Consider the following 14,205-nt stretch of genomic DNA (forward strand, 5'->3'; position numbering starts at 1 on the left):
ATTTATATTTTGGTGCAAACCACTTGATTGTTGAATTCTAAACTTACTGTTGCATATTTTTCCAAAGAATTGTCTTTGGCCGCCTTGGCATAAAAAGCCATAAAATTTTTAAATTTTTCATTGAGGTTGTCCACGCTGCCCAAATTCACTACAAAATTTTCCAAACGAAACTTGAGTTGATACTTTCCTTCTTCCTCAATATGTATTCCTATGACATTTTTCCTAAGAAAATCGTCTTCATTAATGTAATTCAATATCGTATAGGCATCCTCAAGGCTTTTGCCTGTAATTTTGCCCGTAATTATGGGAACTCTAGCTGAATGATGCTTGGACAAAGGCATATGCTCTCCCAAATCATCCAAATAAAATTTAGAGACTCCCTCCACTCTTCCAATCGGTTTACGCTGAACAATCTTAGATATAAGTTCTCCATTTATAGTAAGATAGACTTGGGCGTTTTTCACCATATCGTTGGATAGAATTACCTGCTCTATGGTATTCAAAACTAAATCTTCTTTAGCCCTATTTTTTACCGCGCCGTAATTTTGTATTAACAATTTATTAACTGTGGCCTCTGTAAGATATAAGTCATTGTTTCCCAAAAAATTAATGGAAATATCGCTTACTCTTTTTTTCTTGCTACGGTGGTCGGCAAACCCATAAAGTCCAATTACGGCCATGGACAACAGCGTCAATTTTATATAATTCCAGTTAACTCGCATATGCCAATTCTTTTTTTATTTTGGGTATTTCCAATCCAATATCTCCAGCTCCCATAGTTACCAAAACTCCTGTTTTACAATGTTTTATCTCGTTTATTAGGCTCGATTTAGAAATCAATTTCTTATTTGGGTTATCAATCTTATCCAATAACCAAGCTGAAGTAACCCCTTCCATGGGTTCTTCCCTTGCCGGATATATCTCTAAAAGCAAAACCGCATCGAATTGGGATAAGCTCTCCGCAAAGTCATCAGCAAAATCTTTCGTTCTTGAAAATAAATGGGGCTGAAAAACTGCTGTTACTTCTTTGTTGGGGTGCATTTCTGTTATAGCCTGATATACTGCTTTGATCTCTGTTGGATGGTGTGCATAATCATCAATAAAAACAAAGTCCTTTTCCTTTATTTGATATGAAAATCTTCTCTGCACTCCCTTGAATGTTCCTAATGCTTCAGCCAGACGGTGCGGCGGGGAACCAGCCTGCACCGCCATCGCAAAAGCTGCTAATCCATTAAGCAGGTTATGCCTTCCGGGTTTACTAAAACGTACTTGTTTCAATATTTCCTTAGGCGTAACCAAATCAAATATGTAGGTGCCATGTTCAATTAAGATGTTTTTAATGCAATAATCAGATTCATCCTCTATGCCATAAGTGATTCCTTGCAACGGAAGCCCATTTCGTATAAACAGCATTCCCCCTGGTTTGATTTTTTCTACAAAATCTTGAAAGGATTGCTGTAATTCTTCATTGGTTCCATAAATATCCAAATGATCTGCATCCATGGAAGTAATGCAGGCCACATTTGGTGAAAGCTGTAAAAAGGAACGATCAAATTCATCTGCCTCTACCACGGAATAATCCGTTCCTTCCAATACAAAATTGCTATTAAAATCTTCAGAAATACCTCCCAAGAAAGCCGTCAATGGGGTACTATTTTCTTTTAGCAAATGTGCCAAAATACAGGAAGTTGTAGTTTTGCCATGTGTACCTGCTACTGCGAAACAATAGGTGTCTTTTGTGATAATACCCAATACTTCTGAGCGCTTTTTCACTTCAAAACCATTACTTCTAAAATATTGTAATTGCGAATGCGTCTCTGGAACGGCCGGGGTATACACCACCAAGGTATTTTCAATATTCCTGAAGGTCTCCGGTATCAAATCCAAATTGTCTTGAAAATGAACTTTTATTTCATTAGCGGTGAGCTCATCTGTAATTGGGGTACTCGTTTTATCGTATCCCACTACTTCTTTTTCAATATAGCTGAAATAGCGCGCCAAAGCGGACATACCAATACCTCCGATACCGATAAAGAAAACATTATGGATGTCCTTCAAATTCATTTCAACAACTTTTCAATTTCATCAACTATATGTTCCGTAGCCCTTGGCATGGCCAGTTTTTTAATATTGGCGCTCAAAATATTTTGGGTACTCTCTGAATCCATAAGACTGGTAAAGGCCATTTCAAATTCAGCATCCAATTCACTTTCTTTAAGCATAAGCGCTGCTTCTTTGGAAACCAATGCTTTTGCATTTTTGGTTTGATGGTCCTCTGCAACATTGGGAGATGGAATAAACAAGACAGGTTTTCCTACCAAACAAAGCTCTGATACCGACCCAGCCCCAGCTCTTGAGATGATAATGTCCGCAGCAGCGTAGGCGTAATCCATCCGGTTTAAAAAGGCAAGCACCTTTACATTATCTGAGTTATGCTTTTTATACTCCTCAAAATAGAGCTTGCCGCATTGCCATATTAATTGCACTTCTTTTTCCTGAAAGAATCGAATTTCTTTTTCAACCAATTGATTTATACGTCTAGCTCCTAAACTCCCTCCAATAATTAGTATGGTTTTCTTATTGGCATCCAAATCAAAAAATTGAACAGCCTGCTCTTTACCCACCTTTAAATCCACTAAATCTGAGCGAACCGGATTGCCTGTTTTAATGATTTTTTCCTTTGGGAAAAATTGGTCCATTCCATCATAAGCAACGCAAATACGTTCTGCTTTGCTTGCCAACAACTTGTTTGTGATTCCGGCATAAGAATTTTGTTCTTGCAAAACACAAGGAACATTGGAACTAGCTGCCATTTTTAACAATGGCCCACTTGCAAACCCCCCAGTGCCAATGGCGACATCGGGTTTAAACTGTTTTGTTATTTGTCGTGCTCTAAACAAACTACTCACTAGTTTTAATGGAAACATCAGATTTTTTAATGTCAGTTTCCGTTGCAATCCACTTATCCACAAGCCTTTTATTTTATATCCGGCTTGCGGCACTTTTTCCATTTCCATTTTATCCTTTGCTCCAACAAACAAAAACTCAGCATCGGGATGCCTCTTTTTTAATTCGTTTGCTATGGCAATGGCCGGATAAATATGTCCACCAGTACCTCCTCCAGAAAGTATGAACCTATAATTGCCCACTTAATACTTCTAAAGGATTACTTTCATCTATGTCATAGGATTCCTCCTCTAAATTTTCTTTTTTATTGCTTGCACTCAATACAATTCCAATCGCCATGCAGGTCATCCAAATAGATGTCCCTCCCATACTGATCAATGGTAAGGGTTGACCTGTTACGGGAAATAGTTGCACTACCACTGCCATATTTATAAATGCTTGAAAAACGATAGGCAAGCCTACTCCGATCACCAATAATTTTGAAAAAATGGTTTTGGCCGAATTTGCCACTACCACAATCCGGAACAGCAACAGCAAATAGAAAAACAACAACGCTCCTCCACCTAACAGACCATACTCCTCTATAATGATGGCAAAAATGAAATCTGACGTACTTTGCGAAAGCATATTTTTCATAACACTTTTTCCAGCGCCCTTTCCAACTACTCCACCTTCGGCGATAGCAATTTTTGCCAGTGTCAATTGATGTAAATCATCTTTTCCTGCCTTTTCTGGGCTCCAAAAGGTTTCAATTCTAGATTTCCATGTTCCCGCTCTTTGTGGTAATATCTCTGGAGTTTTAAACAGTACAAACAAAAACATTCCAGAAAGCACTAGTCCGGTGCCTACTATCGCGAATAAATATTTGAGCGGATACCCCCCTAAAAAGCATAAAACCAATACCAGAAGACAAATAATAATCGCCGTAGAAAAGTTTTCAGGCAGAATCAACAAAACCACTAGAGTCGTGGGCAACCATAGCGGCAAAATACTTTCCTTAAATGTGATTGCCGTATCCTTGATTTTGGTCAGATATCTGGCAATCCAAATCATTAAAACTACCGAAGCCAATGTTGACGTTTGAAAATTGACTCCCACAAACGGAATTTTTATCCACCTGTTTGCTGTTACGCCTCCTATTCTGGTCTCCACGGTTAATGTATATGCCAAAAGGATTAAAACAATGGGTAGTGCAATAATGGATAGTCCCTTAAAATAATGTGTAGGTATGCGATGAACCGCATAGATGATTCCAAAGCCCAAAAACAAAAGCACGGCATGTTTTACCAGGTGCCCAACGGTTGTACCATCATCGTTTACATAAACCAGATTGGTACTCGCGCTATACACCGGCAAAAATGAGAAAAGTGCCAACAGGGCCACTACGCCCCATATCGCTTTATCACCTTTCAAATTTTTAAATACCGCCAACATTTGCTTATAAATTTTTTATTGCTGCTTTAAATTGATTTCCCCTATCCTCATAATTTTCAAAAAGGTCAAAACTTGCACAGGCAGGAGACAATAACACTGAGTCTCCACGTTCTGAAATTTTATAGGCGACTTTTACCGCTTCCTCCATGGAGTATGTCTCCACCATTAATTCTATTACATTCCCAAAAGCATCCTTAAGTTTTGAATTGTCCATGCCCAAACAAATAATTGCCTTTACTTTTTCTCGTACCATTGGCATTAATTCTTTGTAATCGTTGCCTTTATCTATTCCGCCAACAATCCAAACAATTGGTTTTTTAATTCCATTCAACGCATAGTATGTTGCATTTACATTAGTAGCCTTGGAATCGTTAATGTATTCCACATGATTAATTTTCAGGACTTTTTCCAGTCTATGCGGAACTCCTTGAAACGTTTGGATACTTTGACGAATCGTTTCCTTCCTAACATTTACCAAAAGGGCCGCAAGGCCTGCTGCCATGGTGTTCTTTACATTGTGTTGACCTTCTAGGGTCAAAGTATCTGTGCTCATTTCCAAAGTTTTATGTTCTATTTTTATTTTAATCGTTTCATTTTCCAACCAAGCTCCTTCTTCTTGTTGTTCCTTTAGTGAAAAGGGAACTAATTTGGATTGAACTGGGTGTTTTTTCAACCACGCCGTGATGACTTCATCATCAGCATCATAAATCAGAAAGTCATTTTTATCCTGATTCATTACTATTCGAAATTTTGATGCTATATAGTTTTCAAACTTATACTCATAGCGATCTAAATGGTCTGGAGTAATGTTGGTTAAAATTGCTACCTGTGGTTTAAAATCAACAATGCCGTCCAATTGAAAACTGCTTATTTCCAATACATACTGCTCATAATCTTGCTCTGCAACCATTTTAGCATAGCTATCGCCAATATTCCCTGCCATTCCAGCATTTAATCCCCCATTCTTTAGCAAATGATGGGTCAACATAGTTGTTGTGGTCTTCCCATTGCTTCCTGTAATTCCTATTAGCGTTGCATCTGTATATGTTGAAGCAAACTCAATTTCAGAAATCACAGAAACTCCATTTGCCACCAATTTTTTTACCAATGGAACAGTGTCTGGAATACCTGGACTTTTCATAACTACGTCAGCATTTAAAACCTTAGCTTCCGTATGCTCTCCTGACTCCCATTCAATCTCAAAATGTTCAAGAACTTTTTTGTAATCTTCCTTTATTTCTCCCTTGTCTGAAACAAAGACTTTAAATCCTTTTTGCTTCCCTAAAATGGCCGTGCCGACACCGCTTTCTCCTCCTCCAAGAACCACTAAGCGCTTCATTTATCTCACTTTTAGCGTCACTATACTCACAATTGCCAACAAAATTCCAATAATCCAAAATCGGGTCACTATTTTGCTCTCGTGATATAATTTCTTTTGATAATGATGATGCAACGGAGCCATTAGAAATATTCGTTTTCCTTCTCCATATTTTCTTTTGGTATGTTTGAAATACCCCACTTGCAGCATTACTGAAAGTGATTCTGCAAAGAAAATTCCACACAATAGCGGAATCAACAATTCCTTTCTTACGATAATAGCTATTACAGCGATAACACCCCCAATGGTTAAGCTTCCTGTGTCTCCCATAAAAACTTGGGCAGGATATGTATTGTACCATAAAAACCCAACCAATGCTCCCACAAAAGCAGCTATAAAAATCAGTAGCTCTCCTACTCTTGGAATGTAAAATATGTCTAGGTAGTCTGAAAACTGGATGTTACCAGATACGAGTGCAAAAATCCCCAAGGTCAATACGATTATTGCTGAGGAACCCGCTGCCAATCCATCAATTCCATCGGTAAGGTTGGCCCCATTGGACACCGCAGTAACAATTAATATCACCACAGGAATAAAAATCAACCAGGCATAATCTTCCAAACCATCTCCAGCCCATGTAATCCAATCGGCATAGTCCAGCTCATTGTTCTTAAAGAACGGCACATTGGTACGCATGGCCTTTATATCTTGTCCAAAAACCCTTTCTACCTTAAAATTCTCTGTTATTCGGGTGGTATCTTTTTCTTTAATGGTGACTTCTGGATGGAAATAGAGCACAGCTCCTACGATAAGTCCTAAGCCCACTTGACCCATTACCTTAAATCTTCCTTTTAATCCCTTTTTGTCTTTTTTGAAGATTTTTATATAATCATCAACGAATCCGATAATTCCCATCCATACGGTGGTGACAATCAAAAGAATAATATAGATGTTCTTAATATCAGCAAAGAGCAACACGGGCAGTAAGGTGGACATGATGATGATCAATCCACCCATAGTGGGGGTTCCAGCTTTCTGCTGCTGTCCTGCCAACCCTAAATCACGAATACTTTCTCCTATTTGCTTTTTCTGCAAAAACAGAATAATCCGTTTACCGTAAACCATTGCAATCAATAAGGAGAACAAGACCGCCATTCCCGCTCTAAAGGTCTGGAACTGGAACAATGATGCTCCGGGTAACTGGTATTGATTCTCTAAATATTCGAACAAGTAGTATAACATGGACTACATTATTTATTTAAATTGGCTAACGCCTCTTTTACTTCCTTAAAATCATCAAAATCCACACGTTCACCATTTGTTTCTTGATAGGTTTCGTGTCCTTTTCCCGCCACTAGAATGATATCATTTGCCAATGCCAATTTGCACGCTGCCTTAATGGCCTGCTTTCTATTCTCAATGGACAATACTTTTCTGGTATTCTGAGGTTCTACTCCTGCCTCCATTTCTTCAATAATCGTAGAAGGGGGCTCTGTTCTAGGATTATCTGATGTAAAAATGGCCTGATTGCTCATTTCTGAAGCGATATGACCCATAACCGGACGCTTAGACTTATCACGGTCACCACCACACCCCACTACGGTGATGACGTTTTCATTTCCAGTCCTCAATGCATTGATCGTAACCAACACATTTTTTAACGCATCCGGCGTATGGGCATAATCAACTATTGCTGTTATTTTGTCTTTAGATATGTAATATTGAAATCTGCCATCTACATTTTCCAATTCGCTGATAAGCTTTAAAGTCTCTATTTTTTCAAGACCCAAAATATCCGCGGTAGCATATATAGCCAGTAAATTGTACGCATTAAAATCTCCAATTAGTTTGGACCAAAGTTCATTATCATCAATTTTCAATAGTTGTCCATCAAATTGTTTTTCCAAAATCTGCGCTCTAAAATCAGCGTAAGATTTTAAGGCGTAGGTGTACTTTTTTGCTTTGGTGTTTTGCAACATCACCAAGCCGTTCTTATCATCTATATTGCTAAGCGCAAAGGCCGTTTTAGGAAGGTTATCGAAGAGTTTTTTCTTTGTATCTCGGTATTCTGCAAAGGTTTTATGGTAATCTAAATGATCATGGGATAGGTTTGTAAAAATAGCTCCTTCAAAGTATAATCCTTCGGATCTTTTTTGATGGATACCATGTGAGCTCACCTCCATAAAACAGAACTCGATTCCCTCGGCATTCATCTTAGCAAGATGATTATTAATGGTCAGTACATCTGGTGTGGTATGGCTTGTGCTGTATTCCTTATCATCTACCATGACCTTTATTGTGGAAATCAATCCTACTTTAAAACCTGCTTTTTTAAATAGATTGTATAGTAGTGTACTTACAGTTGTTTTCCCGTTAGTTCCTGTGATTCCAACCAGTTTCAGGTTTTTTGAAGGGTTGTCATAGTAATTAGCCGCAATTATGGCCAAAGCGCTATTACAGTCAGAAACTTTTAAATAGGTAACTCCATCTACCAATAACTCAGGAAGCTCTTCGCAAACAACAGCTTTGGCACCAAGTTCTATCGCTTTTTGAATGTACTTGTGTCCATCTGTGATTAGGCCCCTAATGGCTACAAAGACATCATCCATTTCAACTTTTCTTGAGTCAAAATGAACATGGTTCACCAACACATTGGTATCTCCACTAACCGCAGAAAGGCTTACTCCATACAATATGTCTTTTAATAACTTCATGAAAGTTCCAACACTATTTTTTTTACTCGATTGATATCTGTTCCTTGAGTAATGGATTGCTTCCTTACTTTCCCGTTGCCTCGTACCTCAACCTTCATTCCTAAATTCTCCAGCAGCGAGACAGCATCCATTCCGCACATTCCTTTTACATTAGGCACTTTAGTGTACTTTTTTTGTACTTGCGCATAGTACTGTTCATACTTTTCTTCCAAGGCATCTCCATTGAAGGCTTCGCCTTTTACTTCATCAATAATTGGTGAGGTGGCATAAATTTTTTGTGCCATGGATTTAAACACTGGTCCCGACACATCCGCACCATAGTAGCCTACACTTTTATCTGGTTCATGTATAATGACGATACAGGAGTATTTTGGATTATCTGCAGGAAAGTATCCTACAAATGATGAGATATAAGCCAGCTTATCTGGGTCTTTTGCTATGTAATTCTTCTGACAGGTTCCCGTTTTCCCCGCCATGGAAAAACTTTTGGAATACAATCCATGACCTGTACCATATTCTTTTTCCACCACATCTTTTAGCAATTGTTGCGCTTTTTGCACAGTTTCCTTGGAACAGATTGATGCATTGGTAACTTCTTTATCAAATCTTTTAAGGACTTTGTTACCCTCCCTTACTTCTTTAATCAATCTGGGTTTAACAAATTCCCCATCATTTGCAATGGCATTATAAAATGCAAGGGTCTGCATAGGTGTCAGGGATACTTCATAACCATGGGACATCCAACCCAATGAAATTCCTGACCATCCTTCATCTCCAGGGTATCTGATAACTGGTTTTCCTTCCCCAATAATGGGCAAATCCAGTTTTTTGTGGAGACCCATATTCATAAGTCGATTCACAAATCTTCCTGGCTTTTCCTTGTAATTTTCATGAATGATTTTTGCAAATGCAGTGTTTGAAGAAATAGCAAAAGCCTTTGCAGCCGAGACTTTTCCATATCCACCCCATTTAGAATCTTTTACCACCCTATCATAAATTCGATATCTTCCTTTTTCCGTATCAATTACGGTGCTAGTATCGATAACCTTGTCCTCCAAGGCAGCAATCATAGACATTAATTTAAAAGTTGATCCCGGCTCATGGGACTCTCCAATGGCATAATTCAACTTTTCATAATACTTTCCTTCGGAAGTTCTACCCAAATTAGAGATGGCCTTAATTTCTCCAGTTGCGGTTTCCATAACCACCACACACCCATGGTCGGCCTGGTATTTCTCTAGTTGGCCCAAAAGCTCATGATGGGCTATATCCTGAATGTTAATATCTATAGTCGACACCACATCCAATCCATCTTGCGGCTCTACAATATTATCCAGCCCTACTGGTTTCCATTGCCCTTTTGCTATCTTTTGTTTTAGGCGTTTACCTTCTTTACCACGTAGATATTGTTCACCAAAGGCTCCATCTAAACCTACTCTAGTGTAATATCCGTTTTCATCGACTTTTTCGTAACCAATGCTTCTTGCCGCCATTTTACCCAAAGGGTATTCACGAACCACACGGTGTGTTTCGATAAACCCTCCTTTGTATGGGCCCAAAGCGAATAATGGAAACTGTTTAATGCGGATATAATCCAGATAATCTATATTCCTGGCCACCAATTTGTATCTATTACCGTTGGCACGAGCCTTTCTAAATAACTGTCTATAATAGGAAGAAGGTCGGTCAAAAAGATGTCCTAAAGAATCTGAAAGTGCGGCCACATTATTTTGAAAATTCTCTTCTGAAACGGTTTTGGCATCAAACCGAATCTCATACTTAGGCACAGAAGCTGCCAATAAACTACCATCATCTGAGTACAGATTGCCTCTATTGGGCTCAATGGTGAACATTTTCTCTGTATTGTTCAAGGCAAGCTCTTTATAATCGTCACCCTTGATCATCTGTATGTCCACCAACTTTACCACAACGCAAATGGAAAACACCACAAGACAGCCTGCAACCAGGTACAATCTATTCATGATGTTTTTTTCTGTAATGGCCATTATTCTTGTGATTTTACCTTGATTTTACTTGGTGGGTCTGCTGATGGAAAAAGACCTTCTACCGCAACTGATTCTCTTAAAGTAGATTCTAGCTTAAGTTGCTGGACAGTCGATCTATGTTCAAAAAATTCACTTTTAAGTTTTCGGACTTCCTCGCTTAAAGCGGCAATTTCATGCACTTTTTTATCAGCTTTATGACTGCTGGAAATCATCATTGCCGCAAGAAATGATGCAAAAAACAAAAACATCCAGTTCTTGGGTGCGTCTCCACTCACCAAAAACTTTCCTTTTAATATGTCCAGTAATCCCTTTTTCATTTTGTTCTCCATATTCAAATTCGTTCTGCAATGCGAAGCTTTGCACTTCTGGCTCTATTGTTCCGGCTAATTTCTTCTGCTGATGGAGTTATCAATCCCCCTACTTTTCTCAAGGGAACATTAATATTTCCGTAAAAATCTTTTTCTGCCTCCCCTTCAAACCGCCCAGCTCTAATGAATCTTTTGACCAATCTATCCTCCAAGGAATGATAACTTATCAAGCTTAACCGCCCTCCTTCTTTAAGGACCTCCGGTGCTTGCAATAAAAAATCTTTTAGCACAGCTATTTCCTGATTCACCTCAATCCTGATTGCTTGATAGATTTGTGCCAAAATCTTGTTCTCTTTCATTTTGGGCAGAAATCTTTTTAAAACTTCTTTTAACTGGTCTGTAGTTTTGATTGGTGTTTCTAATCGAGTTTCTACAATAGTTTTTGCCATTGCATTTGCATTGCGCAATTCACCATATTGAAATAAAACTGATGCTAGATCTTGTTGGGAGTATGAATTGATCACTTGATAGGCGGATAATTCATTGCTTCTGTTCATCCGCATGTCCAAATCCGCATTGAAACGAATAGAGAAACCACGTTCCGCCTCATCGAACTGATGGGAGGAAACTCCAAAATCTGCCAGGATTCCATCAACTTTCCGAATGCCATAGAACTTGAGAAACTGCTTGAGAAACTGAAAGTTTTGACTGATCAATTGAAATCGCTCATCATCTATCGCGTTGGCCAGTGCATCTTCGTCTTGATCAAATGCAAATAATCTTCCATCTACCCCTAACCGCTTCAGTATTTCTTTGGAGTGCCCACCGCCACCAAAGGTGACATCTACATAAACTCCATTTTCTTTTATATTCAATCCATCCACGGACTCTTGTAGGAGTACAGGATTGTGGTATGGACTAGTCATCGTCTGCAAAAATCTCTTCGGCCAGATCAGCGTAATCCTTCTCCCCTTCTTCCAGAATCACTTCGTACTTCTCCTTGTTCCAAATCTCTATCTTATCAAAGACGGCGTTTAATACTACTTCTTTCCCAATTTCAGCATACTCTACCAGATTCTTGGGTATCTGAAGCCTTCCCGTATCGCCATCAATAGTCACTTCTTTCATGCCTGCCACGAAGTTTCGCACAAAAGCATCGTACTTTCGGTTGATCTTGCTTTTCTTAAGGACCTTTTGCATAAGCACATCGAACTCGCTCTTGGGATACAATTCCAAGCATTGCTGAAAAACGGAGCGTTTAATTACAAAACCGTCATTCAGTACGGGCAACAACTGATTTTTTAAAGAAATAGGTAGTATTACCCTTCCTTTTGTATCAGCTTTGCAATCATGTTGTCCTATGATATGGGTCACTAGAAATCAATTGGTTATCAATAACAACTCAAATATATAGATTTTATTTCCACATTTCTCCACATAAAGACACATTTGTTGATAAATTCTCCACATTTTCGACAAAACCCCATATTTTATCGAAAAAAAAGCTGCCAACCTCTCATTTAAGCAATCTCATTGATTTTATAAGACTTCACAAAACCTTCTTTTTTAGGTGTTAAAAACTCAAAATACGTGTGATTTGAATTGCCTATATTTGCCCTCTTAGTACCAACTAACTTTAGATGGAAGAGCAGATTATTAAGGAAGGCAAATACCGATATATTGAGATGGGGGAAGGAACTCCCATGATTATTTTGCATGGCCTTATGGGTGGGCTCAGCAACTTTCAAGGGGTATCGGAATATTTTCCGCCAAAAGGGTATAAAGTTTTAATACCTGAGCTTCCCATTTATGATATGCCCATGCTAAAAACCACGGTGAAGAATTTCGCAAAGTTTTTAGAGAAATTTATTGAGTTTAAAGGGTTGAAAGATGTAATTCTTCTTGGGAACTCTTTAGGAGGGCATATTGGACTGCTCCATACAAAAATGTTTCCTGAAATGGTCAAGGCTTTAGTTATCACAGGTAGTTCTGGATTGTATGAAAGTGCTATGGGTGATGGCTACCCAAAACGTGGTGACTACGAGTTTATAAAGAAAAAGGCCCAAGATGTTTTCTATGACCCAGAGGTAGCTACAAAGGAAATTGTTGATGAAGTATTCGCCACAGTCAACGACAGAATGAAGTTGGTTAAAACTTTGGCTATTGCCAAAAGTGCTATCCGCCACAATATGTCTAAAGATTTACCACATATGAAAACCCCTACCTGTATTATTTGGGGTGAAAATGACACTGTAACCCCGCCTAATGTGGCCAAGGAATTTCATGAGTTGCTTCCAGATTCTGATTTGTTTTGGATTGAAAAATGTGGCCATGCCCCTATGATGGAACATCCGAATGATTTCAACAAAATTCTTGAAGCTTGGCTGAACAAGCGTAATTTCTAAATCATGAAAATTACTTCGGCCGAATTTGTGATGAGCAATTCCAGTGTGGCCAAATGCCCCAATGAACCTTTACCAGAATATGCATTTATTGGCCGTTCCAATGTAGGTAAGTCTTCATTGATCAATATGTTGATGGAACGTAAAAGTTTGGCCAAAACTTCTGGAAGACCTGGAAAAACACAACTGATTAATCATTTTAAGGTCAACAACAATTGGTTCTTGGTAGATTTACCCGGTTACGGTTATGCCCGAGTCTCTAAAAAGGATAAAAAGGTTTTTCAAAAATATATAACGGAGTATTTTGAAGAACGCAGGCAATTGGTTTGCGGTTTTGTTTTAGTGGATATTAGACATGAACCTCAACCCGTAGATTTAGAATTCATGGAATGGTTGGGAACACACCAAGTGCCCTTTGCCATTATTTTTACCAAAGCTGACAAGTTAAAACCTACTGTAATAGAAAAGCAGGCTGCTACCTACCTACAAAAACTATTGGATGGTGCATGGGAAGAGGCTCCGTTTCATTTTATAACATCTTCTACCAATAGAATGGGGAAAGACGAACTCCTCGGCTATATTGACGGAATTAACAAGGGATTTTTTGCCGCTCAAACTTCTTCCAAAAATTAGCAATACATTTATTCGACCCGCTCTTTCACTAGCTGCACTAATCCTTCTGCAGCCTTAAGCTGATTTAGCTCTTCTTTGGTAATCAAAACTTCCAAACCAGTCTCTCCTTCAGTCAGTACTATTGGAAATTCAAACTTATGCCCAAATTTGCTGGCGTATTTCTCAGAGAATTCATCTTTGTGCAAGAACTCCATGTCATATGCTTCTTCTTCTCTAAACTTTTTCCAAGTTTTGTTTTCTGAAACGACACCAAAAGTGATGTCGCACAAATTACAGTCATATGTAGAGGGACTAAAGACCTTATGCATACTATCCATAATGGCATTTCGAGTGCCTGAATTAGCATTGTAGATAAAAAGGAGTTTTTGAGTTGTTTTCTTTTTCATATCAATTAATCACATTAGTCTAAAAATACATATTCGCCTTTCAATTTCTTTGGATATGGATAAAGCATCAAACCAAACCGTGAATGTTTTGAATCAA

Annotated in this window: 14 protein-coding genes; 2 read left to right on the forward strand and 12 right to left on the reverse strand. The window is 38.5% G+C overall.

Translation table 11 applies throughout. From position 1 onward, the window contains the following. Positions 1–2 precede the first annotated feature (2 nt). The 11 genes from FVB32_RS01055 to FVB32_RS01105 are packed head-to-tail and all read right to left on the reverse strand — an operon-like array spanning position 3 to position 12,061. Entirely contained in the window at positions 3–722 is a 720-nt protein-coding gene (locus FVB32_RS01055) for a cell division protein FtsQ/DivIB (protein ID WP_147740738.1), read from the reverse strand. Next, the gene (murC, locus tag FVB32_RS01060) at positions 712–2,064 is read right to left on the reverse strand and encodes a UDP-N-acetylmuramate--L-alanine ligase (RefSeq protein ID WP_147740739.1); all 1,353 of its coding nucleotides are present in this window, start codon (positions 2,062–2,064) and stop codon (positions 712–714) included. The genes FVB32_RS01055 and murC overlap by 11 nt, the downstream gene beginning before the upstream one ends. Beyond that, positions 2,061–3,149 carry an undecaprenyldiphospho-muramoylpentapeptide beta-N-acetylglucosaminyltransferase gene (murG, locus tag FVB32_RS01065; protein ID WP_147740740.1) on the reverse strand — a complete coding sequence of 363 codons (1,089 nt, stop codon included), beginning with the start codon at positions 3,147–3,149 and terminating at the stop codon, positions 2,061–2,063. Before murG ends, murC begins: the two co-directional genes overlap by 4 nt. Next, entirely contained in the window at positions 3,136–4,341 is a 1,206-nt protein-coding gene (locus FVB32_RS01070) for an FtsW/RodA/SpoVE family cell cycle protein (protein ID WP_147740741.1), read from the reverse strand. The genes murG and FVB32_RS01070 overlap by 14 nt, the downstream gene beginning before the upstream one ends. A gap of 4 nt (positions 4,342–4,345) precedes the next feature. Then, a complete protein-coding gene (murD, locus tag FVB32_RS01075) occupies positions 4,346–5,680 on the reverse strand; it encodes a UDP-N-acetylmuramoyl-L-alanine--D-glutamate ligase (protein WP_147740742.1) in 1,335 nt (444 codons plus the stop codon). Next, positions 5,681–6,901 (reverse strand): phospho-N-acetylmuramoyl-pentapeptide-transferase, encoded by a 1,221-nt coding sequence (gene mraY, locus FVB32_RS01080; protein WP_147740743.1) that lies wholly within the window; start codon positions 6,899–6,901, stop codon positions 5,681–5,683. It lies immediately after the preceding gene. Between the two features lie 8 nt (positions 6,902–6,909). Then, the gene (locus FVB32_RS01085) at positions 6,910–8,373 is read right to left on the reverse strand and encodes a UDP-N-acetylmuramoyl-L-alanyl-D-glutamate--2,6-diaminopimelate ligase (RefSeq protein WP_147740744.1); all 1,464 of its coding nucleotides are present in this window, start codon (positions 8,371–8,373) and stop codon (positions 6,910–6,912) included. Next, positions 8,370–10,379, reverse strand: a complete 2,010-nt coding sequence (locus tag FVB32_RS01090) for a penicillin-binding protein (RefSeq protein ID WP_147740745.1) — start codon at positions 10,377–10,379, stop codon at positions 8,370–8,372. Before FVB32_RS01090 ends, FVB32_RS01085 begins: the two co-directional genes overlap by 4 nt. Then, the gene (locus tag FVB32_RS01095) at positions 10,379–10,696 is read right to left on the reverse strand and encodes an FtsL-like putative cell division protein (protein WP_147743373.1); all 318 of its coding nucleotides are present in this window, start codon (positions 10,694–10,696) and stop codon (positions 10,379–10,381) included. The genes FVB32_RS01090 and FVB32_RS01095 overlap by 1 nt, the downstream gene beginning before the upstream one ends. Positions 10,697–10,710: 14 nt before the next feature. Then, entirely contained in the window at positions 10,711–11,613 is a 903-nt protein-coding gene (gene rsmH, locus FVB32_RS01100) for a 16S rRNA (cytosine(1402)-N(4))-methyltransferase RsmH (RefSeq protein WP_147740746.1), read from the reverse strand. Next, positions 11,606–12,061, reverse strand: a complete 456-nt coding sequence (locus FVB32_RS01105; protein WP_147740747.1) for a division/cell wall cluster transcriptional repressor MraZ — start codon at positions 12,059–12,061, stop codon at positions 11,606–11,608. Before FVB32_RS01105 ends, rsmH begins: the two co-directional genes overlap by 8 nt. Before the next feature lie 266 nt (positions 12,062–12,327). Between FVB32_RS01105 and FVB32_RS01110 the strand changes: the two genes are divergently transcribed. Both FVB32_RS01110 and yihA read left to right on the forward strand, forming a co-directional pair. Further along, complete coding sequence (locus FVB32_RS01110; RefSeq protein ID WP_147740748.1) at positions 12,328–13,092, forward strand: alpha/beta fold hydrolase; 765 nt, start codon at positions 12,328–12,330, stop codon at positions 13,090–13,092. A 3-nt stretch (positions 13,093–13,095) separates the two neighbouring features. After that, entirely contained in the window at positions 13,096–13,722 is a 627-nt protein-coding gene (gene yihA / locus FVB32_RS01115; protein WP_147740749.1) for a ribosome biogenesis GTP-binding protein YihA/YsxC, read from the forward strand. Between the two features lie 8 nt (positions 13,723–13,730). Here the strand turns inward: yihA and FVB32_RS01120 are convergent, their stop codons facing one another. After that, complete coding sequence (locus FVB32_RS01120) at positions 13,731–14,108, reverse strand: GTPase (protein ID WP_147740750.1); 378 nt, start codon at positions 14,106–14,108, stop codon at positions 13,731–13,733. Positions 14,109–14,205 lie beyond the last annotated feature (97 nt).

This window comes from Flagellimonas hymeniacidonis, from assembly GCF_008040165.1.
Taxonomy (GTDB): Bacteria; Bacteroidota; Bacteroidia; order Flavobacteriales; family Flavobacteriaceae; genus Flagellimonas; species Flagellimonas hymeniacidonis.